The organism is Exiguobacterium sp. R-17 (assembly GCF_049913315.1).
Taxonomy (GTDB): Bacteria; Bacillota; Bacilli; order Exiguobacteriales; family Exiguobacteriaceae; genus Exiguobacterium_A.
Genome location: NZ_CP184372.1, coordinates 1,104,055 through 1,128,052, shown reverse-complemented (window position 1 = coordinate 1,128,052; position 23,998 = coordinate 1,104,055). Strand labels below are relative to the sequence as shown.

25 protein-coding genes are annotated in these 23,998 nt (G+C 46.8%); 10 read left to right on the top strand and 15 right to left on the bottom strand.

Annotation, left to right across the window (positions count from 1 at the left end; all coding sequences use genetic code 11):
* Positions 1 to 24: 24 nt before the first annotated feature.
* On the bottom strand, positions 25 to 846 hold the full coding sequence (locus ACN9MT_RS05820; protein WP_426272945.1) for a LysR family transcriptional regulator: 822 nt from the start codon (positions 844 to 846) through the stop codon (positions 25 to 27).
* Positions 847 to 953: 107 nt separating this feature from the next.
* Here ACN9MT_RS05820 and ACN9MT_RS05815 point away from each other — a divergent pair, with 107 nt between their 5' ends.
* On the top strand, positions 954 to 2,192 hold the full coding sequence (locus ACN9MT_RS05815; RefSeq protein ID WP_035408666.1) for a purine/pyrimidine permease: 1,239 nt from the start codon (positions 954 to 956) through the stop codon (positions 2,190 to 2,192).
* A gap of 170 nt (positions 2,193 to 2,362) precedes the next feature.
* Here ACN9MT_RS05815 and ACN9MT_RS05810 read toward each other — a convergent pair whose 3' ends face one another.
* The 3 genes from ACN9MT_RS05810 to ACN9MT_RS05800 form a co-directional block, all read right to left on the bottom strand.
* Complete coding sequence (locus tag ACN9MT_RS05810; protein ID WP_056060573.1) at positions 2,363 to 3,451, bottom strand: MBL fold metallo-hydrolase; 1,089 nt, start codon at positions 3,449 to 3,451, stop codon at positions 2,363 to 2,365.
* A gap of 120 nt (positions 3,452 to 3,571) precedes the next feature.
* Positions 3,572 to 4,045 (bottom strand): general stress protein, encoded by a 474-nt coding sequence (locus ACN9MT_RS05805; RefSeq protein ID WP_426272944.1) that lies wholly within the window; start codon positions 4,043 to 4,045, stop codon positions 3,572 to 3,574.
* Positions 4,046 to 4,170: 125 nt separating this feature from the next.
* Positions 4,171 to 5,751 (bottom strand): peptide chain release factor 3, encoded by a 1,581-nt coding sequence (locus ACN9MT_RS05800; RefSeq protein ID WP_290772404.1) that lies wholly within the window; start codon positions 5,749 to 5,751, stop codon positions 4,171 to 4,173.
* Positions 5,752 to 6,153: 402 nt separating this feature from the next.
* Between ACN9MT_RS05800 and ACN9MT_RS05795 the strand changes: the two genes are divergently transcribed.
* Positions 6,154 to 7,398: an MDR family MFS transporter gene (locus ACN9MT_RS05795; protein WP_023467788.1), complete on the top strand. Its 1,245-nt coding sequence runs from the start codon at positions 6,154 to 6,156 to the stop codon at positions 7,396 to 7,398.
* Positions 7,399 to 7,455: 57 nt separating this feature from the next.
* Here the strand turns inward: ACN9MT_RS05795 and ACN9MT_RS05790 are convergent, their stop codons facing one another.
* A complete protein-coding gene (locus ACN9MT_RS05790; protein ID WP_426272943.1) occupies positions 7,456 to 8,253 on the bottom strand; it encodes a hypothetical protein in 798 nt (265 codons plus the stop codon).
* A gap of 140 nt (positions 8,254 to 8,393) precedes the next feature.
* On the opposite strand from ACN9MT_RS05790, the gene ACN9MT_RS05785 reads away from it, so the two are divergent.
* The 3 genes from ACN9MT_RS05785 to ACN9MT_RS05775 all read left to right on the top strand — a co-directional run bounded on the left by ACN9MT_RS05785 (position 8,394) and on the right by ACN9MT_RS05775 (position 11,271).
* The gene (locus ACN9MT_RS05785) at positions 8,394 to 8,834 is read left to right on the top strand and encodes an RrF2 family transcriptional regulator (protein WP_426272942.1); all 441 of its coding nucleotides are present in this window, start codon (positions 8,394 to 8,396) and stop codon (positions 8,832 to 8,834) included.
* A gap of 92 nt (positions 8,835 to 8,926) precedes the next feature.
* Entirely contained in the window at positions 8,927 to 9,940 is a 1,014-nt protein-coding gene (locus ACN9MT_RS05780; protein WP_426272941.1) for a hypothetical protein, read from the top strand.
* 26 nt (positions 9,941 to 9,966) lie between these two features.
* On the top strand, positions 9,967 to 11,271 hold the full coding sequence (locus ACN9MT_RS05775; protein WP_426272940.1) for an LD-carboxypeptidase: 1,305 nt from the start codon (positions 9,967 to 9,969) through the stop codon (positions 11,269 to 11,271).
* A 43-nt stretch (positions 11,272 to 11,314) separates the two neighbouring features.
* On the opposite strand, the gene ACN9MT_RS05770 is transcribed toward ACN9MT_RS05775, so the two are convergent.
* Positions 11,315 to 11,638, bottom strand: a complete 324-nt coding sequence (locus ACN9MT_RS05770; protein ID WP_426272939.1) for a hypothetical protein — start codon at positions 11,636 to 11,638, stop codon at positions 11,315 to 11,317.
* Between the two features lie 91 nt (positions 11,639 to 11,729).
* Between ACN9MT_RS05770 and ACN9MT_RS05765 the strand changes: the two genes are divergently transcribed.
* A complete protein-coding gene (locus tag ACN9MT_RS05765) occupies positions 11,730 to 12,155 on the top strand; it encodes a DUF2621 family protein (RefSeq protein WP_035408684.1) in 426 nt (141 codons plus the stop codon).
* A 42-nt stretch (positions 12,156 to 12,197) separates the two neighbouring features.
* On the opposite strand, the gene ACN9MT_RS05760 is transcribed toward ACN9MT_RS05765, so the two are convergent.
* Entirely contained in the window at positions 12,198 to 12,677 is a 480-nt protein-coding gene (locus tag ACN9MT_RS05760) for a CcdC family protein (protein ID WP_035408686.1), read from the bottom strand.
* A gap of 16 nt (positions 12,678 to 12,693) precedes the next feature.
* Entirely contained in the window at positions 12,694 to 13,392 is a 699-nt protein-coding gene (locus ACN9MT_RS05755) for a cytochrome c biogenesis CcdA family protein (protein WP_035408688.1), read from the bottom strand.
* Positions 13,393 to 13,612: 220 nt separating this feature from the next.
* Here ACN9MT_RS05755 and ACN9MT_RS05750 point away from each other — a divergent pair, with 220 nt between their 5' ends.
* The 3 genes from ACN9MT_RS05750 to ACN9MT_RS05740 all read left to right on the top strand — a co-directional run bounded on the left by ACN9MT_RS05750 (position 13,613) and on the right by ACN9MT_RS05740 (position 15,519).
* Entirely contained in the window at positions 13,613 to 13,807 is a 195-nt protein-coding gene (locus ACN9MT_RS05750) for an aspartyl-phosphate phosphatase Spo0E family protein (protein WP_023467779.1), read from the top strand.
* Between the two features lie 73 nt (positions 13,808 to 13,880).
* Positions 13,881 to 14,300: a hypothetical protein gene (locus ACN9MT_RS05745; RefSeq protein ID WP_035408690.1), complete on the top strand. Its 420-nt coding sequence runs from the start codon at positions 13,881 to 13,883 to the stop codon at positions 14,298 to 14,300.
* Positions 14,301 to 14,604: 304 nt separating this feature from the next.
* The gene (locus tag ACN9MT_RS05740) at positions 14,605 to 15,519 is read left to right on the top strand and encodes an SH3 domain-containing protein (RefSeq protein ID WP_426272938.1); all 915 of its coding nucleotides are present in this window, start codon (positions 14,605 to 14,607) and stop codon (positions 15,517 to 15,519) included.
* A gap of 59 nt (positions 15,520 to 15,578) precedes the next feature.
* Here the strand turns inward: ACN9MT_RS05740 and ACN9MT_RS05735 are convergent, their stop codons facing one another.
* The 7 genes from ACN9MT_RS05735 to yneA all read right to left on the bottom strand — a co-directional run bounded on the left by ACN9MT_RS05735 (position 15,579) and on the right by yneA (position 23,171).
* The gene (locus tag ACN9MT_RS05735) at positions 15,579 to 17,342 is read right to left on the bottom strand and encodes an ABC transporter ATP-binding protein (protein ID WP_035408695.1); all 1,764 of its coding nucleotides are present in this window, start codon (positions 17,340 to 17,342) and stop codon (positions 15,579 to 15,581) included.
* Entirely contained in the window at positions 17,339 to 19,090 is a 1,752-nt protein-coding gene (locus tag ACN9MT_RS05730; protein ID WP_290772415.1) for an ABC transporter transmembrane domain-containing protein, read from the bottom strand. Before ACN9MT_RS05730 ends, ACN9MT_RS05735 begins: the two co-directional genes overlap by 4 nt.
* A 120-nt stretch (positions 19,091 to 19,210) precedes the next feature.
* The gene (locus ACN9MT_RS05725; RefSeq protein WP_012370001.1) at positions 19,211 to 19,441 is read right to left on the bottom strand and encodes a YneF family protein; all 231 of its coding nucleotides are present in this window, start codon (positions 19,439 to 19,441) and stop codon (positions 19,211 to 19,213) included.
* A 123-nt stretch (positions 19,442 to 19,564) separates the two neighbouring features.
* Entirely contained in the window at positions 19,565 to 21,553 is a 1,989-nt protein-coding gene (tkt, locus tag ACN9MT_RS05720; RefSeq protein ID WP_214855376.1) for a transketolase, read from the bottom strand.
* Between the two features lie 278 nt (positions 21,554 to 21,831).
* The gene (locus tag ACN9MT_RS05715; protein WP_035398122.1) at positions 21,832 to 22,068 is read right to left on the bottom strand and encodes a DUF896 domain-containing protein; all 237 of its coding nucleotides are present in this window, start codon (positions 22,066 to 22,068) and stop codon (positions 21,832 to 21,834) included.
* Between the two features lie 113 nt (positions 22,069 to 22,181).
* The gene (locus tag ACN9MT_RS05710) at positions 22,182 to 22,835 is read right to left on the bottom strand and encodes a YneB family resolvase-like protein (RefSeq protein WP_426272937.1); all 654 of its coding nucleotides are present in this window, start codon (positions 22,833 to 22,835) and stop codon (positions 22,182 to 22,184) included.
* A 45-nt stretch (positions 22,836 to 22,880) separates the two neighbouring features.
* Positions 22,881 to 23,171, bottom strand: a complete 291-nt coding sequence (gene yneA, locus ACN9MT_RS05705; protein WP_231925710.1) for a cell division suppressor protein YneA — start codon at positions 23,169 to 23,171, stop codon at positions 22,881 to 22,883.
* A 208-nt stretch (positions 23,172 to 23,379) separates the two neighbouring features.
* On the opposite strand from yneA, the gene lexA reads away from it, so the two are divergent.
* Positions 23,380 to 23,994 carry a transcriptional repressor LexA gene (lexA, locus tag ACN9MT_RS05700; RefSeq protein WP_023467770.1) on the top strand — a complete coding sequence of 205 codons (615 nt, stop codon included), beginning with the start codon at positions 23,380 to 23,382 and terminating at the stop codon, positions 23,992 to 23,994.
* The last annotated feature ends 4 nt before the right edge of the window (positions 23,995 to 23,998 follow it).

Genomic DNA, 23,998 nt, shown 5'->3' with positions numbered 1-23,998 from the left:
ATTATTCCTTTCTTATCCATTTAATTATTTTGCTGTTTCTTGCATGATTTCAATGAATTGTTTCGTCAGTGTCGTCGGTCCCGTCTCCGTCAACCAGACAAAGGCTGTCGTACTCGCGGCACCTGACAGGTATGTCTGATGCAGTCCTGCCGTGTCCAGTTCCCGCAACGTACTCTCCGGCAATACGGTCACAGCCTTCCCCTTCCGAACGAGTCCGATTAGCGTCAAGACGTCAGAACACGTCTCTTGCGATACGACACCGAGCCGTTGACTTAATGTCTGAAAAACACCAAGTCCTTCCTGACTTGGAATGATGAGATCCGCTGTCGGATGATCAGGGTGCCAGACTTGATGAAACGGTTCTTCCTCCATCCATTCAATCGAGACGCCTTGCGCATCAATCGGCAGACGGACCAACGCTGCATCAAGCGACCGCTCTTTTAACCGTTCGATGGGCGCACTCGATTCTCCTTGGTGGACTTGTAAGATAATACCAGGATGTCGTCGTTTCATCTGTTCGATCCAGTCAACAAGCCGACTGGCTGATAACGTGTTGACACCAATCCGCAAAATTCCTGTTCGTCCGGCTTCGATGTCGCTTAATTCCATTCGTGTCTCCTGCTCAAACTGTAGCAATGAAACCGCCCTTTCATATAAGCGGTTGCCGCTTGGTGTGATCCGGATTCCGCGCCCTGCCCGCTCGATTAGACGAACGCTTAACTCTTCTTCCATTCGTCGGATTTGTTGCGTCAAGGCAGGTTGCGCCATCCGTAAGCGCTCCGCTGCTCGTGTGACAGATTGTTCCTCGACGACCGCACAAAAATAGCGGTACTGACGTAAATCCATATTCATCATCTCTTTCATATGTTTTCATGTATAAAGATATATGAATCATAACATCAATCATATGCTATGATGCAGGAATATCTTCAGTTTAAGAAAGGAGCTTTTTCATGAAACAAACGACTTCTACTTTCCAGTGGATCGTCTTCTTACTCGCGAACACGATTGCCTTACCGATCGTCGTCGCTAGTCTGTTCGACCTCTCCTCAGTCGAAACAGCTGCCCTTGTCCAACGGTCGTTCTTTGTAGGCGGGATTGCCTGTTTCCTACACGGCGCTTTCGGCCACCGGCTTCCAATCGTATCGGGACCTGCCGGATCATGGGTCAGTATCTTCGTTGTCATCGCCGCACTACCGGTCGATTCAAAAACAGCCTTTACGATTGCGATGGCAGCCGTCGTAATTGCCGGTATCGTCCTTATCATTCTCGGTTTGACAGGATGGACAAAATACTTATTACCCGTCTTCACACCGCTCGTCAGCGGAACATTTTTGCTTTTATTATGTATTCAATTAACAGGCGTCATGCTTGGTGCCGTCCTCGCCGTCGAAGCAACACGTCTCGCTGGTATCATCACGTTCTTACTTGTGCTCGGACTCAGCCAATTCGGACCGAGTCGCTTACGTCCGTTCGCCTTGATGATCGGAATTCTCGTCGGTTGGCTCGTCAGCCGTCCGTCACTTCCTACGTCGTCTAGTTTGTTTGCACCACCGCAAGCGTTACCGTTCGGATGGCCACAGTTTGACGGCAGTGCATTCCTTGTCGCGATTCCGTTCGCGATCTTGCTCGTCGTCAATTTGATCGCTGCCTTAAGCGCCGTCGAAGCAACGCTTCAAAAACAAGGACGTCTGCACCAAGGCTTGTCGATCGAAGGTGTCATTCATTTACTCGCTGCTACGTTCTCGACGCTCGTTCCTGTGCCATTACCCATCACGAGTGGATTCATCGCGCAAACGGGAAGCCGGAAACGTCGTCCGTTCTTGATTGCCTCACTTGTCATCGCACTGATTGGTTTCTTCCCAAGCTTGATCGGGATCATAGCAACATTGCCGCGGAGCGTCGCGAGTGCAGCGTTGCTTGCGACATTGCCGCATATGTTTTTAATTGCCTGGCAGTCAGCGGAAAGTAACATGGAGAACAGCCGTCGTCGCCATGCGTTTGCAATCAGTGCCGTCATCGGCATCAGTATTTTGTTGCAATCGACCGTCATCGCTGAAGTCCTGCCTTTGACGCTTCGTCCGTTTCTCAGTAATGGATTGCTCGTCGGAACGATGCTTGTGCTCGGTTTCGAAATTGTCGAAAAGGTTCGTTCACGTCGTGCAAAACAAGCAGATCGATTGGCGAGCTAAATGGTATTGTAGGTCCGGACGATGTCATCACCCTCGCTTACTTTTCCTGTAGGAGTCGATGATGAACATCTCGTCCGTTTATTCATCTAAAAAAGTAGCCATTTCGAGTCAAATCGAAATGGCTACTTTTTTTATCATCATATTTAATTAAAATCAAAAAGCTGTATCATTCAACGCACTTCCCGCCACCATTTCCGTGTCGTGCTCTCGGGTGTCACACTCTCCCCAATCATTGGTGTCAAAACTGGAATCTCATCGCGTTTTGCTTCCTTGAGCAACCGTTCGACCGGTTCGAACCAGGCATGAAACGCGAGGATAAATGCAGACCAGTGAATCGGCATCAAGACGCGACCTTTGACATCACGATGTGCTTGAACTGTTTGTTCCGGTAACATGTGCGAATTGGACCACCGGACATCATACTGCCCACATTCCATCATCGTTAAATCAAACGGACCATACTGTTCGCCAATCGCTTTAAAATGTGGACCATACCCACTATCACCACTAAAGAAAACTTTTTGCGAGCCTTCAATGACCCATGACGCCCACAGCGTTGAAAATTGATCAAGACCATTTCGCCCTGAATAATGGCGCGACGGAGCCGCTGTCAGCTTAATGCCACCGACTTGCGTCGATTCATGCCAGTCGAGTTCCGTGATTCGCTCCGCCGAGACGCCCCATCCACGGAGACGACTCCCGACCCCGAGTGGCACGATGAAGCGACCGACTCGATTTTTCAAAGCGAGGACGGATGGATAATCCAGGTGATCATAATGGTCGTGCGAATAGACGACGACATCGATCAACGGCAAGCGTTCGAGATCAACGGTCTGCGTCGTTTGAAAACGTCCTCCCCCCAGTTTCGGGAACGGTGATGGTGCGCGCCCGAGCATCGGGTCAAAGAAAATCGTTTGTCCATCGAGTTCGAGTAAAAATGCCGAATGTCCGAACCATGTGACGCGTGGTGCTTCACTATCGTCTTGACGTCGCTGATACGGAAGCGTCGGTAACGCTTTGACAGGACGCAGATTCGGAATGTTTCGTCCGTAATCCTTTAAGATGCTTTTCATCGAGTCCCATTCCATCTTCAACTGGAAATCCATCTCATTTTTGAATTTCCCGTCAACAAAACGATCTGATCGTTCGAAACTCCGCCGCTCTGCACGGCTTGGTCGTTTCCCGAACACCGGGTATCGGTTGATGAACCAAGCACTGGCAAGACCGATTCCTGCTAAAGCTGTCACTATTTTTTTCATGTCTTATCACCTCTTCGATGCTCTCAGTATAGCACCTCGATTCCCCACACATCTCGCTTTGCGACTCCGGACACGAGAAAAAAGTGAAGATCACCGATATGGCGCCTTCACTTCTAGGTATTAGTCGAGATCGTCCGCTTTCCACTTCGCCCGGTCGCTCTTCTCACCTTCCTCACGGTGATTGGATTCATAGGCGTTGTTCCCTGGATTTTCGACTTTATTATCATCGTACCGATGATCTTGGTCATGGTTATGATGATGCTCATGGTCATGATGGTGATCGTGGTCATGGTCATGGTCGTGATCTCGATCCTTGACGAACAGTGCAAGACCACCTCGCTCGACTTCCGCGTAATGCCGTTCTGCCTCATCATCCGAATGTCCGACACGTTTTAACGTCTCACGGAGCGGTGGTTCTTTAGAGAACGTTGATTTGACTTGATCAATCCAACTCGCACCTGATGCTTCTTCTGCTGCATCATCTCGACCGACGACAGAAAAGTCCGAATCATGATGTCCTTGCTGTTTCAATTCTTCAATTTTTCGTTCCAGACTCGATTGATCCTGATAAATCCCAACAAACCGTTTCGCCATCACATGACACCGTCCTTTTTCATATGAATTCAAACACGCTCTATTTTTACCCTTGTTCGCTTGTCATCAAACGAGATTTCCAGAACGAAAAAACGGACCACTTCGAAAAGTAGTCCGTGAAAACATTAAAGTTGTTGCGGTGAATCGACCAATGTGATCGTTCCTTCGTTTTTCTGAACGAATCGCTCGTAGACGAAATCATTCGCAAATAACAGAACGGCATTCTCCCAGCGGTCATAGACGAGAACCGTCCGTGAATCCGTCAATTTTTTGACAGCAGCGACTTCTGCTGGCTTGATCCACTTGGCGACTTGGAAGTTCGCGGCATCCTTCAAGATGTCAACGCCATACTCACCTTTGAGCCGGTGCTCGAAGACTTCGAATTGGAGTTGTCCGATCGCTCCGAGGATGATTTCGTTGTATTCCGTTTTGTAGACCTGGATCGCACCTTCTTGTGCAAGCTGTTCGACACCTTTTTGGAACTGTTTCGACTTCAAGGCGTTTTTCGTGTAGACCTTCAGGAAGAGTTCTGGTGCGAACGTCGGGAGTGCTTCATATTGTAACGATGGATCGCCATTCGTGATCGTATCACCGATTTGATAGTTGCCTGAGTCATATAACCCGATGACATCTCCTGCGAACGCTTCGTTGACCGTTTCACGCTCATCCGCCATGAATTGAGTTGATTGCGACAGCTTCATCTTCTTGCCTGTCCGTGTCAGGACGACGTCCATCCCACGATCGAACTTACCTGTACAGATCCGGACGAACGCAATCCGGTCGCGGTGGTTTGGGTTCATGTTCGCTTGAATCTTGAAGACGAAACCACTGAAGAAGTCTTGCGCCGGCTCGACTTTTCCTTTGTTTGACTCACGTGGTGTTGGTGAAGGAGACAAGTTCAAGTAATGTTCAAGAAGTGGTGTGACACCGAAATCGACGAGTGCTGATCCGAAGAAGACCGGAGTCAGTTCACCTTTTGCGATCAATTCTTCATCGTATTCGTTACCTGCGCCGTCGAGTAAGTCGACTTCATCCATCAACGTCTCGTACATTTCCGAGTTGATCGTCGTCGCGAGTTCTTCGTTCGCGAGACCTTCCTCGCCGAGTTCGATCGTCTTACGATCATTTTTGAAGCAGTGGAATTGTCCTTTGACACGGTCATAGACTCCTTCGAACTGTTGACCTGAACCAGCTGGCCATGTCACAGCAACCGACGGGATGCCGAGGACTTCTTCGAGTTCTTCCATCAATTCGAGCGGATCACGTGCTTGACGGTCCATCTTGTTGATGAACGTAAAGATCGGAATACCGCGCATCCGACAGACTTGGAACAGTTTCTTCGTTTGCGACTCGATCCCTTTCGCCGCATCGATGACCATGATTGCTGAGTCAACAGCTGTCAGGATCCGGTACGTATCTTCACCGAAGTCCGAGTGACCTGGTGTATCCATGATGGAAACGATTTTTTTGTCATATTCGAATTGCATGACAGAAGACGTAACAGAGATTCCCCGTTGCTTTTCAATTTCCATCCAGTCCGATTTTGCGAATTTCGAGTTTTTCCGTGCCTTGACAGAACCTGCCTCACGGATCGCGCCTCCGTGTAGGAGGAATTTTTCAGTTAGTGTCGTCTTACCCGCATCCGGGTGGGAAATGATGCCGAAAATCCGACGCTTTTCGACTTCCGTTTGTAGAATGTTTGTCATGTATGGTAGTTCCTTTCACCGATATATTCAAAAGTCCGATCAATCTTTTTCGCAACTAGTCTATCATACCGAATTTTCAAGGTCTCGTCCATTTCACTTCATTGACTTAATTTTCAGATTTAAAGTTGACAATTCATCACTATCTTCTTTACGATGACTAGGAAGTTCACTATTACAGAAGGAGGAGACGTACAATGGTATTCCATCAAGCCCGGACATCTGTCCACACTGTCTTTGTATCGGCTACAACTGTACGTCACCCTATCGTTTAATTTTTAATTAAGCAGGGTGTGCGTATGCGTATACGTACATGCTGCCCTCTTATATTTGGACGGGTATGCCCATATTTGTGCGTATCCGTCTTTTCTATTGTCTAAAAACGGAATATAAGGGGTTTTCACTATGTTTAACGCACTCAAACAGCTTGATCGCAACATCTGGATCCGGTTCGTCGGGGAAACGATCACCGGGATCATGATGTTCATGATTGCACCATTTTTAGTTCTCTATTACGCGGATCGACTCGATTCTTACTTTTTGGTCGGCGTCATCATGGCGACTGGACCGATCATGTCACTCGTCGGCGCCGTTCTCGGTGGTCACTTCGCTGATAAATTCGGTCGAAAACCACTGATGGTTCTCTCGATCATCGGTGACGTCATCGCGCTAATCGGTTTCTCGTTCGCCGATTCATTCGGACCGCTGCTCGCTTTGAACGCGTTGCTCGGTTTATCGAGTTCACTGTTCCATCCGGCAGCAAGCGCGATGGTCGCTGACGTCACACCACCAGAACGCCTGAATGAATCGTTCGGTCTGCTGCGGATGGGACATAATGTCGGCGCAGCGTTCGGTCCACTTCTCGGAAGTGCTGTCCTGTTTGTTGACCGTTCGCTCATCTTCTACTCAGCTGCTTTCGTCTTTTTCCTGTATGGACTCGTTCTCTACTTCTTCATCGAAGAAACGAAACCGGAGTATATCGAAAAGACGGACGAAGTCAAAGTATCACCGCTCACTGTATTGCGGAAGGATCACGTCTTTTTAATCTTTATCGGTGCGGGTGTCTTCATTTCGATGGGATTTGCCCTCGTCGAGAGTATGTTACCGGTCTTCTTGAAAGAAGCACTACCGGGGTTACCGACGAAACAAAATCCGTTTCCTTACTTGATGGCACTCAACGGAATCATGGTCGTCTTATTCCAGTTCCCGATTGCTGCTCGCTTGTCAGGGAAGGCATTCGGAAAAGTCATGTTGCTTGGTGCCTCGATCTTCGGAATCGGTATGATTTTCCTCGCATTCGTGCCGTCTTACCTGTTCTCACTCGGAACGAGTTATGTCGTGCTCGTGACAGTATTGCTTGCGATTTATGCATTCTATACACTCGGTGAGATGATCATGTCCCCTGTGCAGATGACATTCATTGCCTTAATTGCCCCGGAACATCTCCGCGGAACGTACAACGGTGCTGCGAGTCTTCAGTGGTTGATCGGTGGCGTCACCGCCCCACTTCTCGGATCCTTATTCCTTGATACCGGAAAAGGTGATTTTGCGCTTGGATTCGTCGGACTGCTCTGCTGTGTATCAGGTGGGGTCTATCTCGCACTCGATCGTTCGATTCAACGAGCGAAACGTTTAACGAAATCAGCCTAAAAAAAGCGATGTGTCATGCTCCGACTTCTGTCAGAACCTGTCACATCGCTTTTCTCGTTAAGATGGTAATTGATTTGCCGCTACGAACGGACCGAACAGGACCGGTAGCGGATCAAGTCGTTGCTGGATTTCTTCAATGAAATTCGTCGATCCACTGACGAAGACGATCGGATCATTTGCCGTGATCATCGTCAAGAATTCGTGCATCTGTTGTTCCCATCCTTCTTGACGAATGTGGTGAACGACCATCCCTTTCGTCGTCAAGGATAGGACATTCGCTAACATTCGTTCTGCCAGTTCCTCAGCTGAGACATGTAACAAGGTCGTTTTTCGACCACTCAGGAGCGAATGCCGGGCTTCGTCGATGACGGCTCCTAGATGATGTTCTTCTGCGATTAACAAAATATCTTGTTGACGCCAGTTCTCAGCACGGCGGTATTTACAAAAATGTCGGCACGTATCGACGAGTTGATGGTGAACAATTGCCCATGCTTGAAGTAAAGGTGCATCTTCTTTAAGGTCATATTCGATTTGAATAGCTTGAAGAATTTCACGACTGATGATGTCAGGGTACGTCAACAGAAACGATTTCGTCTGATCGATTTCATTCAGTAAAATCAATTTAAACAGTTCACTCGATTCATGCTGGTTTGTAATCTGGTTCAGTAATTGACTCAGGCGTAAAATCCGCAAGGCACGAGTTCCGTCCTGAGCCCCCGCTTCTCGAAGCGCGCGCAATTCTTCTTCGTACGTCGCCTCGAGCGAGTCATAGAAGCGCGTCGCGATCCGCAATCCCTTTTGCTCCATCGATGGACCGAGCTGTTGCAAAAGGTGTAATGCCTGATCGAAATGCATAATTTAACCTACCTTTCACCGTCCATTATGCGTGAATCCACCCTCAAAAACAATCTCTAAAATGCATCTTATTTTTTGCACATTGAGATTTGTAAAAGCTTGCGTCCCCCCCTAGTATGTGTGTTAAGTAGGTGATGAAAATGCGCATGACACGTTATACGGATTACGCGATTCGGTCCCTGCTGTTCGCAGCAGCTCATCCCGATCGTTTAGTCCGAATCCAGGAAGTAGCGGATTGTTACGACATTTCTAAGAATCATTTGATGAAAGTAGTCTATCGTTTAGGACAGAGTGGTCTGATTGAATCTGTCCGTGGTCGTGGAGGTGGTTTTCGATTAGCGAGCCCTCCGGATGCAATTCATATCGGTGACGTCGTACAACTGTTTGAACCAACCGTTCATTTTCTCGATCCGCAAGAAGGCATTCACGAGATTCCTTCGCTCAATCCAGCACGTGATGCTTTCGATGATGCCATTGCGGCGTTCCATCAAGTACTCAATGGTTACACAGTACATGATTTGCTACATCCGACAGCTAATACTCATCCCCAAATACTTGAAATGATTCCGAACCGCAATTGAGCGGGTTCGGAATCTTTTTTTATTCCGTCCTCGCTCAATTGCGATTTCTCAAAACGCTCGTGGTATACTTATATAAGAAAGGAGGGGTACAGATGAACCCTCAAGAAGAACTCCATCTTTTATATCTTCGCTTAAAGGAAGAAGAACCCTCCGTTGCACGCGGTGAGGCCTTATGGGCCATCTTTGAGGAAACAGCTGATGATTCACTCCGCTTCCTCTCCTTATGGACATTTTCACAAAATCAATTTGATTTAGGACACTTCCGATCGTTTCTTGTGTCTTTCACGCTCTTAATGGAATGGATCCGAAAAGATGAGATGACACTGACTCCAAAACAAGAACTTGATTTGTACTGGAACTACAAGTCCTACTTGATCTATATGGCAGAACAAGAAGACGTGACGGTATCGCTTCTCGAAGAAGATCTTGACCGCTTCATTGATTTTTGTGACGCGCATGGATTCGCGCGCACACGCGACTATATTAGCTTCATGGTTTACAGCAAGCTTGGTGACGAGGAGCAAGCCGATCACTATTTATCGGAATGGGTCGACGCACCAAGCGACGAACTCAGTGATTGCCCATCCTGTGAAGCCTTCAGCCGGATGACGTATGCAATCGAACGTGGATTCGAAGATCGCGCCTTACTTCTTTATGCGGCACTGCGACATGAACGCGGTTGTTCACGGATGCCAGATCAGGCTCATCCATACATCCTGCCATTATTCCTTAGTCGCAAAAAAGAGCGTTTTGATTGGAGCGAACGCTTGATTGAAGAAGTCAAACGTGGCGAAACACTCTTTACCGGTGGCGATGAGCCCTATCATTTATATGCGAAGATGTATTACGACACAAACTATCCCTGGTTGATGGAAGAGAAAAAACAATTGATTCCATTCTTAACCGATCGTGGATATCTCCAGTTCCTACTCGCTCACTATGCATTTGCCCATCGACAATCCCTTGGTGAGGAAGCGTCGTATCTCGCAGCGCTCCGGACGAACTTATATGAAATCGCTCAATCTCTTGATCGTCGGATCGAAGGTGCCTTCTACTTGAACCTCGTCGAGCGTGAACTGAAACGGATCACCCAGTTCGTTGCTTAAATCTTATTCGTAAAGGAAGTGTCTTCATGTTAGATCATGTCCAACTCGCTATGCCGAAAAACGAAGAAGATCGCGCCCGTGCATTTTATGCCGGGCTTTTACATATGAAGGAAGTCGATAAACCTGCTGGTGTTCAAAAAAGTGGTGGTGTCTGGTTTAAAGAACACGGTACAGCGCTTCACCTCGGCATCGAGGATCCATTCTCTCCTGCTAAAAAAGCGCATCCTGGATTGACTGTCGCTACATTTGAAGAAATGAGTGATCGCTTGCAAGCCGCAGGTTATCCCGTTGAGCATGATACACGACTTGCTCCGCGCTGTCGTTTCTTTACAGCGGACCCATTCGGTAACCGATTGGAAATCATTTCCGCTCATCTTCCGACCTTAACGCCGAAGAAGCTGACAGATGGTTCACATATCCGCCTAGTCGCCCCCGCTTCGAGCCTCTCGACAGTCGAGCTGAGGATCATTGACGATGCAATCGAGACACTCGAATCATTCGGATTACGCGTCTCAATCAGTCAACATGCGCGTGCTGTCAATCCGTTCGGCTCCAGTGATCCCGAGTTACGCGTTGCAGATCTCCACGCCGCGTTTGCTGATCCGAACGTCGATGCGATCCTTTGCGTTCGCGGTGGGTTCAGTACGAATGAACTCGTCGATTTACTCGATTATGAACTGATTCGGACGCATCCGAAGATTCTTTGTGGCTTCTCTGATATCACGGCGCTCAGTCACGCCATTTTGACGAATACAGGTTTAGTGACATACTCTGGACCAATGTTACGGGCTTTCCGTGATCGTGACGCCTATACGATTGATTATTTCAAACAAGTCTTATTCGGAACGGACCCGGTTACAATCAAGCCGTCGATTCATTGGCGGGATTCGGATCGCGGACATGTCATCACGTTACCGAACAAAGGACCGATACTCTTATCTCCGGGACAAGCGAGCGGTCGTCTGATCGGTGGAAATCTTTGCACCTTGAACCTCCTTCAAGGCACGTCGCACTTCCCTGATTTGCGGGATACCATCTTGTTCCTTGAAGACGATTACGAAGTCCACCCAGCGACGTTCGCCCGTGATTTCGCCTCTTTGATGGCGCAACCAGGCGCGGAGACAATTCGTGGGCTCGTCTTCGGACGGTTCCAACTCGCAACGAAGATGACGGAAGAACATCTGCGCTACTTGATTTCACTTTACCCATCACTTAAACAGATTCCGGTCCTTGCGAATGTCGATTTTGGACATACGAGTCCTTTGTTTACGTTCCCGATCGGTGGACAGGTTGACCTTCATGACGAGGTCATCCGACTTCATATTTCTTAAATATCAAAAGAAGGAGACGCGGCAATCCGCATCTCCTTCTTTTTTAATAGTCGAGCAATCTCGAAGCGTCGATTTGACGTTTCGACCCATCCGCGAACATCTCGAGTGTCGCAAAAATCTGGTCATTTGCCCATTCATATTGAAGTAATGTGAAGTCTTCGAGTGTCGAGACCGTCTTGAACGTTTTCCCGACCGTAAACGCACGCTTCCGGCTCGCATCTTCTGCCGGAACGGTGACGAAGATGACTGTAATCTCCTCACCCTTTGTATCATAATAGAATTCAACGATCCGACCGTCCGCTGTTTCAGGTAAGACACCTTTACGGGGCTGTCCGGTCTCGTCCAATTGTACATATGGTTGCAGCATTTTTTCGCCTCACTTTCTCCGTCATTCATCATAGCACGTCCACCTGATTTATGCTAATCTATATTTGATGTGAAAGGGGGATGAGTCGCGCATGGAATGGTTCATGAACGGGATTCTGCTCTGGGGCTTTATCATGATTACACTCATGGCAATCGGCGGGTTTTTCATGTTCCGGAAGTTCCTCAAGAAGTTGCCGAAAGAAGATGGTAAATCGATGATGGACTGGGAAGATGAGTACATCGACAAGACACGACACCTTTGGACGGATGAGACGATGGAGTTATTGAACGCTCTCGTCATGCCGGTCCCATCGGCATTTCGTGATGTCGCACGCCGCAAGATTGCCGGGCGGATCGGACAGTTCGCACTCGAGGAACGGGCGACAGAGATGACATCTGAACTGGTCGTCAAAGGGTATATTTCTGCGACGCCGAAACGCGATCATAAATTCTTGAAAAAAGCTTTGACGGAGCACGCCATCGACTGGCGAGACTACGCATTATATTTCCAAAATTGAAGGATGCACGAAAAAACCGCCGAAGTCACCTTCAGCGGTTTTTTATTGGGGCAAATGTGCTACAGACACGGTGCCTGATTTCACCTTTTTGTATTTGAGATACATCGCGAAGCGCCACGGGGCAATCATACCGAAGGCGACGAGATAAAAGATCCCACCCGTCTCGAAGATGTCGATTTGTCCTCCGATAAAGAATTTCGCAATCGTCCGAATGAATAAGATGCCGAATAAGACGATGAAAAACGCTTTCGAACGTTGCAGATAAATCTGCCCTTCCGCTTCATAAAAATTGGATGTCTTGATCAAAAAGATACTGAAGATGGCTCCAATGAGCAATGCTTCTGCTACCTCCGTCCATGTCAGACGGGAAGCTGGGTATAGAAACTGTAGCATTCCCGTTGACATCGCAAACGGTGGGATCAAGATTTTTTTAGCGTTCGTCGGTTTTGCTGATGCCTTCACGCGAATAAAGCTGATCAGCAAACCCATGACGAGCGCTACCCCAGTTGATATCCAAATCATCCGATCACTTCCTTGATTAAAATCCTGTGAATCCGACGATGTCACTCATCCATGCCGCGAATTTACTGAGACCGTCAAAATACAGCATGACACCGAAGACCATCATCAAAGCTCCACCGAATTTCGTTAATTTCAGACTATACTGCACAAACAGACGCGAACGACCTACGAAAAATGCCATTAATAAGAAAGGAATCGAGAATCCAAGGACGTACGCGAGCATGTAGAACATACCTTGGCTCGGATTGGTCGCAGCTAATCCGATGACTCCTGCGAGAATCGGACCTGTACATGGTGTCCAACCAGCCGCAAAACCGATTCCGACGAGTACCGTTCCGACGTATCCCCCTTTTCGTTCCCCAAGATTCAGTTTCTTTTCACGCATCAAGAATGTCGGTTGCCATAACCCGACGAGAACGACACCGAACACGAAGATGACGAGTGCCCCGACCATCCGTAACGTATCCCGATATGTGATAAAGACATCTGCGAACAAGGATGTCGAGAGTCCGAGCACAGCGAAGACCATCGCAAATCCAACGAGGAAAGCTAACGTGTGAAACAGGGATCGCCTTTCTCGTACCCCTCGTTCCTTCAAATCCGTGACCGACACTCCTGTAATATAGGAGAGAAATACAGGATACAGCGGCAACGTACACGGAGAGACGAATGATAACAAACCGGCTCCGAACGCTAACCACAATGAGAGCTCCATATGAGCATCCCCTTTCTTTACTACTATAGAAGAAGTTCCTTCTCTATTTTGCCAAACTCCTCTGCATTTAGCACCTATTATCTCATAGAAAGTTGCAAAAGATTCGTGTCCGCCAAAATTACAAAAAAATTACATTTCGTCAATTTTACTGAAATCTCGTTGCACCCAGTAAATGGACTTGCTAGAATATGGATACGACACCAATGTAAGGGAGACCGCTATGACGACACAACAACTATTGACGTTAGCCATTGAAGCCAAACGTAGCGAATTATATCATCAAGCTGACCAGTCCAGCTTCACCTCCCCGCGTGTTTTGCAACTTAGCCATGAACTCGACGTCCTACTTTTAGAATATTCACGGACGGTCCAAAACTATACCATTCACGGTTCAAACGAACCGCTCTTATCCTAATGCACGATCCAGTCAGCATTCGAGTGCGAATGCTGACTTTTTTATGATTTCTTATTTCTGATGGAGGTGCTTTATGTCTGCTCTTACGTTCTTAGCTAGTTCCCGTCCCTTTTATGTACCTGACGATCTTCCTCGATTATACGTAGATGAAGTCGAACCGCTTGAATATGTCTCCTTGAAGCAAGGACGATTCACGATGTCTTACCTTTATACGATTGATGGTGCTGATCAATGGGAGTTCATGATTTACTTAGAGCGTTATATGGAAGAAGGAGATGTCCTCGAATTACTCTACATTGAAAATCAAAATGACAGCATGCATGACCATCTACCGTCCGCTCCACTAGTAGAGCCGATTGACATCAATATTCAACAACGAACATACCAAACGATTCACGGCACGTTTCAGCTTTCCGCTAACGATTGGATGCAGGAATTGTACCATCGTTCCTATCTGACAGCGTTTGGTGTGACGACGATCGTCAAGTATTGATCTGCATATCACCTATTTCACTTTTTCATCACTAGACGATAAAAGGATGACATAGTTTCTATATTTAAGTCTTTTTCCTTTTAAATTGTTCGAATATTTCATCGAAAGTAAGTCAAAAGACCTATAAATGTCTATTTTTCATAATTAGTATGTCCTACCGATGACAAAAACCGTTCTTTTGCAATCTTCTTGTCATACAAGCTCAGTTTGTAACTCGAATGACATTGACCTGTAAACGCACAAGTCAGATTTGCCGTGTAAAGTAGGAACAGTAAACACAGCATATGTCAGGAGGACATCAATAATGAAAAAAGCAGTTTTCGCTGCCGGTCTTGCAGCAACAGCTCTATCAGTAGGATTTGCCCAAGAGACAGAGGCTGCCTCAGAAACGGTAACAGTAAATACACCAGTACTCAACGTACGCACAGCACCTACAACTGCATCAGCAGACGTAGGCAATGTATATAAAGGTCAAACATTAAATGTCGAAGGACGTTCTGGCGCATGGATCCAAACACACATTAACGGTCAAAAACGTTATGTCCATGGCGCGTATACGTCTGCAGCAGGCTCATTCGACTTTAAAAAAGCTACAGTTACTACGGCAGTATTAAATGTCCGCACACAACCAACGACAAGCTCGAAAGATGTCGGTAACCTCTACAAAGGTGAAAAAGTCAACGTAGAAGGTAAAGTCGGTGCATGGATCAAAACAACAATCGACGGTAAAACACGCTATGTACACAGTGCATATACAACACTCGGTAGCGTAGCGAAAGCACCAGCAGCTCAACCAGCTGCGAAACCGGCTGCGAAGCCAGCGGCTCAACCGGCTGCGAAGCCAGCACCAAAAGCAGCAGCTCAACCAGCAACTGCAACAAAACAATCAACACCTGCAAAATCAGGTACAAAAGTGACGATGAACGTCAGTGCTTACACGAACGACCCATCTAACAATGGTAGCCAACTATACAATGGTCGTGCGTTGACAGCAAGCGGTTATGACGTTACAAATACGATCACGTACAATGGTATGCGTATCGTAGCAGCTTCTTCGCAATATCCAATCGGTACACGTATGCACATCGAAGGCATTGGTGAAGCAATCGTACTCGACCGTGGTGGCGCAATCCAAGGTAACCGTCTTGATCTTCTCGTTGGTTCACAACAAGAAGCACTCAACTGGGGTCGCCAAAACGTCACAGTTACAGTCTACTAATCAAAATAAACAACCTGCCGGGCGAGATCGCCTGGCAGGCTTTTTTTATAGCTATTTTTTTAAGAGACCGTGACATGACCAGATTGCAGTTGATACATCTTCTTATACAGTCCATCTTGCGCGATCAATTCTTGATGGTTACCTTGCTCGATCACTTCCCCTTGATGCAATACAAGAATCAAATCAGCATCTTGAATCGTTGATAATCGGTGGGCAATGGCAATCGTCGTCCGACCCTCGCGCATCCGTTCGAGCGCCACTTGGACTTTTTCTTCCGTTTCCGTATCAATCGAACTTGTCGCTTCATCGAGAATCAGGATTTTCGGATCCCGTGCCATTGTGCGTGCGAAGGAAATCAACTGACGTTCTCCAGCGGAGAATGTCGCACCCCGCTCGGCGACGGGACTGTCATATTGCTGATCGAGTTGATTGATGAATCCGTCGGCTTGAACGAACTGCGCGGCCGCTTCAACACGATCAAAGGAAATCGAACTGTCGAACAATCGAATGTTATCCGCGACCGTACCCGTAAACAAAAATGAATCCTGCAGGACGAGTCCGACATGCTTCCGAAGTTCTTCCTCCGATAACTGCTCGAGCGGTTGACCATCGATCAAAATCCGACCCGATTGGTAAGCGTAAAATCGCATCAGGATGTTGATGATCGAACTTTTTCCGCTTCCCGTATGACCAACGAGGGCAATCGTCTGTCCTTTTTTCGCCTCGAATGAAATTCCTTTCAAAACATCTTTCTCTCCATCATAACTAAAGCGAACATCTTCAAAGACGATATGTCCTTCCGACACACGTGCATCCCCTTCGAGCTGTTTCGTTGGTTCCGGTTCATCCGTATCGAGCACCTTGAATACACGGTCTGCCGAGACGACAGCTTGTTGGAACTCAGACAATTGTTGCATGATTTGCTGAACCGGTTGGAAAATTCGCTCCATGTAACTGATGAAAGCGTAAACGACACCGACTTGGACTGTTTGCGAGAATGATAAGACACCAAAGTACGTCACAAGTGTCGCAATCGAAATCGCCAGTAACAATTCGATGATGGGTCGTAGTAACCAGCTATCAAGCTTTAAGTTCTTGTAACGACCGTTTTGATGAGCGACGTTCGTCTCTTCGAATTCTGCCATTAGACGCTTTTCTTGGCGGAACTGCTGGATGATCGCCATCCCGTTGATCGATTCATTCAGTTGGGCATTGATTTTCGACAGTAAATCGCGGACTTCCGCGTAATACTTCGTCGAATACTTCCGGTAAATCCAAATGATGAAATAAAACAGTGGTAACAACAATAACGCAATCGTCGCGAGTCGCGGTTCTAACAGATAGAGGAAGATATATGTCCCAATCAACTGGACACCGCTTTGCACGAATGTCGATAAGACACCGATGTAAAGTTCTTTAATCGCTTCCGTATCGTTCGTGATCCGGGAGACGAGTACCCCTGCAGGCGTTCGATCAAAATAAGCGAGTCGTAAGTGCATGACGTGTCGGAAGACATCGATACGCAAGCGTTGAATGACTTGTAAGGCAATCTTTTGGAACTCAAATGCTTGCAAGTAATCGACGATGATCCCTGTCGTATGCAATAACAAGTACGCCGTAAACAAAAGTGCAACTTCCTTTACCGGATACGTACCCGGTGCGACATATTCATCGATAAAAATCTTGACGAGATACGGTCCCCCGAGTTTTGCCGCTGTCGTAATGAACAGCAGGATGAAAGCGATGCTGACTTGCTTTTTGAACGGTTTGACGAAATCAAGCAATCGTTTCAGGACGGCTTTTTCATTGATATCATGATTCATTCAGAACGCCCTCCTTGTTCAACAAGTGATTCTAGTTGCTGGCGATCGTACGTCTCTTTATACCAACCGTCATGAGCGAGTAATTGCTCATGTGTTCCTCGCTCGATGATCCGACCGTCTTCAAGGACGATGATCTCATCGGTATGCGACACAGCCGATAATCGGTGGGCAACGATGATTTGCGCTTGATCGTGATCCGCCGTACGGAAGTGGTGGATGATCGCTTCTTCGGTTTTCGCATCGACCGCAGACAAGGCATCATCGAGTACTAAAATCGGACAGTCTGCTAGTAACGCCCGGGCAATCGAGATCCGTTGTTTTTGACCACCAGATAACGTGACACCTCGTTCCCCAACCATCGTCGCGTATCCTTCCTTAAAGCCGAGAATGTCCTCATGGACTGCTGCAATACGTGCCGCTTCCATGATGTCTTCCATTGATGCATCCGGTTTTGCAAAGGCGATATTATCAGCAATCGACGCCGAGAACAGGAAATGATCCTGCGGAACGATCGCTACTTGACGACGGACGGTGTCTCGTGTCAATTGTTTGATATCTCGTCCGCCAATCGTGATGGCGCCTTGTTTAACGTCATATTCACGCGATAACAAACGAACGAATGTCGATTTCCCAGCACCCGTCTTTCCGACGATCCCAAGCGATTTCCCAGGCTTCAACGTCACATCGATCTCTTGAAGGACCGGTTGCGTGTCATAGATGAATCGTTTAATCCCGACATGAAGTTCTGGTGACGAGACACTCGTTGCTGCTTCCTTCGCATCTTTAATTTCTGGTTCGATCGCAAGCATCCGTTCGATCCGGTCATAGGAAGCACGACCCCGTTCAACGATGTTGAACAACCAACCGAAGGCGAGCATTGGCCACGTCAATAAACCAAGATATGTAGTGAAGGAAACGATATCACCAATCCGGATTTCGCCTTGTCGTAACAAGTAGGCGCCATAGCCGACCGCGATGATATACGATAGACCGACTAATCCAAAAATCGTCGGATCAAACAGTGCATCAATTTTCGCCACACGACGATTCTTTTGAACAACGTCATCAGACAGATCGGTAAACGTCTGCACGTCGGATTCGACTTCCCCTGTTGCTTTTAAGACACGGACACCACTGATGCTCTCCGCGACCTTATCGTTCAAATCAGAGAACGCTTCTTGCGCGTCATGAAAACGGGAATGTAACATCTTACCGTAGCGTGACGTCAAATAGACCATCAGTGGCATTGGCAAAAGTGACACGAGCGTTAATTTCCAGCTGATCGTCGTGACCATTGTGATGATGACAAAGCTCCCCATCGTCACCGAGTCGACGAGCGTTAGAATGCCGGCCCCCGCTGTCATCGAAACAGCTTGTACGTCGTTTGTCGCATGTGCCATCAAATCTCCGCTGCGATATTTCTTATAGAACGATTGATCCAAATCTGAAAAATGACCATACAGTTGACTGCGTAACAATCGCCCGAGGCGAATCGATGCACCGAAAATGTGAAAACGCCAAAAATAACGAATGAAATACGTCGCGACCCCGATGAGTAACAATGTACCAGCTAGACGAATCAAATCATTCTTCGTCAAGCTTCCTTCACTCAGACCATTGACTGTCGTTCCGATGACCTTCGGTGGAATAAGTTCTAACCCTGCCACAAAAATCAAACAGATGACCCCAAGACTATACGCTTTCCATTCTCGTCGGAAAAACCAACCGAGTTTCCTGAAGACTCCCATTCAAGTCTCCCCCCTTTTTTAAATCCTATGATTATTTGAAATAGTCTCACATTTTAGATTAGTTCTCTTTCTAAAAAATAGCAAATAAAAAGGAGACCATTTGGTCCCCTTTCATACAGCTTATTTTTTAGGTGATTTCATTGAACCACTCATTGAACGCATCACTTGGTTGACTTTCTTTTGTGATGGCTTTTGACCCATTTGCATCATCAATGTCTTAATCATATCTTCGTTGATTGGTGGGTTTTGCTCCAAGTAGTTCATCATGTATCGACGAGCGATATAGAAACCAAGGGCGACACCTGCTACCAAGCAAAGAAGGGCAATTAAAATCCAAATCCATGTAGCCAAGTTGCTTCCTCCTCTAACTTAAAACGTCGCTTTTTACTATACTATAATTCCAATTGTTTGCATAGATGATAATAGATGAAAAACGAGTCCGACGTAAGATCAGACCCGTTTTTCCGGAAATGATTATCCGAGTTGCTTGACAGTCGCTAAAACGTTCTCAACAGACATGCCGTATTCTTTCAAGAGGAAGTCTCCAGGAGCAGATGCGCCGAAACGATCGATTCCGATGACTTGTCCTTCTGTTCCTACATATTTGTACCAACCGAGTGAAGCCCCTGCTTCGATTGCTACACGTTTCGTGATGTGTTTTGGAAGAACCGATTCTTTATACTCTGCTGATTGTGCTTCGAATACTTCCCATGATGGAAGTGAAACGACAGCTGCTGATTCACCAAGTTCTTTTTGTGCTTCGACAAGAAGGTGAACTTCTGAACCAGTACCGAGCAAGAGTGTATCAGCTTTCGTAACGTCACCAGCGATGACATAACCACCTTTTTCAGCACCCTCTGTCGTCGTACCTTCAAGTTCAGGAAGACCTTGACGTGTCAAGACGAGGAGTGTCGGTTTATCTTTTGCTTGAACTGCTGTTTTCCATGCTGCGATCGTCTCTTTTCCGTCTGCTGGACGGTAGATCGTGACGTTCGGCATTGCACGGAAGCTCATCAAGTGTTCGACTGGCTCGTGTGTTGGACCATCTTCACCGACAGCGATCGAGTCGTGCGTCAAGACGAAGATTGATGGAAGTCCCATTAATGCAGCAAGACGAACCGCCGGACGGAGGTAATCCGAGAAGACAAAGAATGTCGCGCCGTAAGGAATGACGCCGCCGTGAAGTGCCATACCGTTGACAGCTGCTGCCATTGCGAATTCACGTACCCCGAACCAGATGTTGCGACCGCTTGGATCGATATCGAAGTCTGCTTCGCCTTTAAGCATCGTGTTGTTTGATCCTGCAAGGTCAGCTGAACCACCGAACAATGTCGGAACGTTCTTCGCGAGACCATTCAAGACTTCACCGCTTGTTTGACGCGTTGCTTTTTTCGACGACAAGTCGTATGTCGGAAGGTCTGCTTCCCAGTTGCTTGGCAATTCGTTTGCGATTGCGCGAACGAGTTCAGCATGCAATTCTGGGTGTGCTGCTTCGTATTGTTTCATTGTCTCGTTCCATGCGTCTTCTGCAGAAGCACCACGTTGGACGACCCGCTCGTCAAACAATGATTTGACTTCTTCAGGAACGTAGAACTCTTCGTGATCCCAAATGTAGCTTGCTTTCGTCAATTTGATTTCTGCTTCACCAAGTGGTGCACCGTGAGAAGCCGACTTCCCTGATTTGTTCGGTGAACCGAAACCGATGACTGTTTTGACTTCAATCAATGTCGGTTTTGTCGTCTCTGCTTGTGCCGCCGCGATTGCTTTCGAAATCGAATCGATATCCGTTCCGTCTTCTACGCGAATGACTTGCCAGTTGTACGCTTCGAAGCGTTTCTGGACGTTTTCAGAGAATGATTTATCGAGATCGCCATCAAGTGAAATATCGTTTGAATCGTACAATACGACCAATTTACCAAGACCAAGGTGACCTGCGAGTGAAGCCGCTTCAGCTGAGACACCTTCCATCAAGTCTCCATCTCCACAAATTCCGTATGTGAAGTGATCGACGACGTTGAGATCGTCACGGTTGTATTTTGCTTCAAGATGACGTTCTGCCATCGCCATACCAACTGCCATCGCGATCCCTTGACCAAGTGGACCCGTTGTTGCATCTACACCAGCCGTGTGACGGTATTCCGGATGACCCGGTGTTTTTGATCCCCATTGACGGAATGATTTAAGATCATCCATCGATAGATCGTATCCCGATAGGTGGAGGAGTGAGTAGAGAAGCATCGAACCGTGTCCGGCTGAAAGTACAAAACGGTCGCGGTTGAACCATTCTGGATTTTTAGGGTTGTGGTTCATATGATCCGCCCAAAGCGAGAATGCCATCGGCGCTGCTCCCATTGGCATACCTGGGTGACCCGAGTTCGCCTTTTGTACGGCATCAATCGATAAGGTACGAATCGTATTAATTGCTAATTGTTCTACTGTCGTCATGTTCGTCAAAACAATCATCCTCTCTCTTTTTCACAAATTCCTACTCATTTTAGCATACTCTTAAATGTGATACAACTTTTCTAAATAGTATGTCACATTAAAATGAATGCGCTATCTATAGCCGTTCTATCGACTCATACAGGATGCATGAATCCATGAAAGATCGCTATTAAGATGTATTGCTATCGTACAATGTTTCCTCACCTACTCACTCTAAACAAAAAAGATACTCGCTTTAAACAAAAAAGAGGTCCGCTTGACGCGAGACCTCTTTCTTCTATAAAAGAAACGAACGATTATTGTTTATTCCGTTCTTCTTCTTGTGCTTGTTTCAATTTCTCAGGTGTTACGTCCGTTCCCTCTTCATCGACGATTTTCATACCCATGAGTTGGTTTTTGAACGATCCACGGAATGCTGCGAGATACGCTGCACGTAATTCTTTTTGCTCTGCCGTTTCCGCTTCCGATAACGGCTCAACTTTTGATTTATTCGCTAATGCATTAATTCGATCTAATTGTTCTTGTGATAACATGGAATCCCTCTTTCTTTATGACTCAAACTTGAGTAGTTCAATTGTATTCTTACTGTAAAAGAGCTTATAAAAAAAAGCAAGTTAACCGCGTCAGTCGACGGGTTACTTGCTTCTCATTCCGGGCTAGGTGTCAGTTCACGGTATTCAAGATATCGACGATTGACCGTTGCTTTTGAAATATCATGCCCCATCCCCCGCAAGGTGATGGCGATATCAGAAAACGTCAATCCGAGTTCTCGAAGACGTACAATTTCTTCGATCGGTACGTCTTTTCGACTACGTCCTGCGTTCTCTCCTTGGCGATTGAGATTTCGTTCCGGGTGAAAACCTTGTTCGACTGCTCGCCGCATGCCACGGGCGATTTTTGCATTATGCAGTTTCCGTTGGTATTCTTCCACGAGTGAGACGATCTCAAGGACCATCGCTTCTGCATCCGCAAGTTGATATTCTCCATCTGAATCAAGCGTCATCAAGCGGACCCCATGTTTTTTGAATGTATGCAAAATAGCAATTTTTGCATTCCCTCGACCAATCCGTGTATCATCCGTCACGAGGACCGCATCTACCGTATCGCGTGTCACATAATCAAGAACTGTTAGCATCCCTTCCCGATCAACATCATATCCACTCTCTTTTTCAGAGACGATATCTACGACATCAAACCCCTTTTGAGACGCAACTTTCGAAAGCTCCATCCGTTGGCGTTCAATCGAACTATCTTGTGCTTCTTTTTCGGTCGATACTCGACAATAAATCACGACCTTCATCGTACCTCACATCCCTGTTCGTTCTTTCACAACTTTTCCATTTTGTCATTGTTGTGCGATTGGTACAACGATTTTGCTTTTTGAGATGACATGTTTTGTCTCAACATCATTATTTTTGATCAACCAGTTGACGTATTCCTCATCTGACATCGAACCGTCATTGTAGACTTCAGCAATTTGTTCGACTGTAGCGTTCTCATCGACCGTAACGGAAGCCGTCATCAATTGTGCTACCTTTTCATCTGGGCGTGGTGTGAGTAAAAAGATCACAAAGGCAATACTTAATGCATAGAAGAGAATAGAAAAAGCATGAGTACGAATCGTATGAATCATCATGAATCCCTCCAAATATGAAATGAATGAGTTAGAATAAACGTTCGCGGAACAATTGTTCGCATAATTCATAATAAACACAGAACCCGTGTTCGGTCAACACAAAATGTCGAACAATTGTTTGTACGCTCATTTGTTCTATGTTATAGTGAATTTAGAAACATATATTCTTACATTTCAAACTTCAATCCAGAAAGAGGTGGCAATTCGTATGCGGAAAATGTCTAAGCGCCAACAAGAGATTCTCGACTACATCGTCTCTGAAGTGAAACTGAAGGGGTATCCACCATCAGTTCGTGAAATCGGAGAAGCAGTCGGACTCGCGTCTAGCTCGACGGTACACGGTCATTTGGATCGACTCGAGAAACGGGGAATGATTCGCCGTGACCCGACGAAACCACGTGCGATTGAGATATTGCTTGATAAGCCTGAAGAAATCACGGAAGCTATCGTTCATGTTCCCGTCATCGGGAAAGTCACAGCTGGTCTTCCGATTACAGCGATTGAAAACATCGAAGAACAGTTCCCGCTCCCTGCACATTATGTAGGAAACGAAACGGTCTTCATGTTGACGATCGATGGTGAATCAATGATTAACGCAGGTATTCTTGACGGCGATCGCGTCATCGTACGCCAACAAAACACAGCAGAAAACGGAGAAATCGTCGTAGCTATGACCGAAGATAGCGAAGCGACGGTGAAACGGTTCTTCTTAGAAGATCAACAGGTACGTCTACAACCAGAAAATGACTCGATGGATCCGATGTATTTCGATAATGTCTCCATTCTTGGTAAGGTAATCGGCGTGTATCGGACGATTCATTGACGGA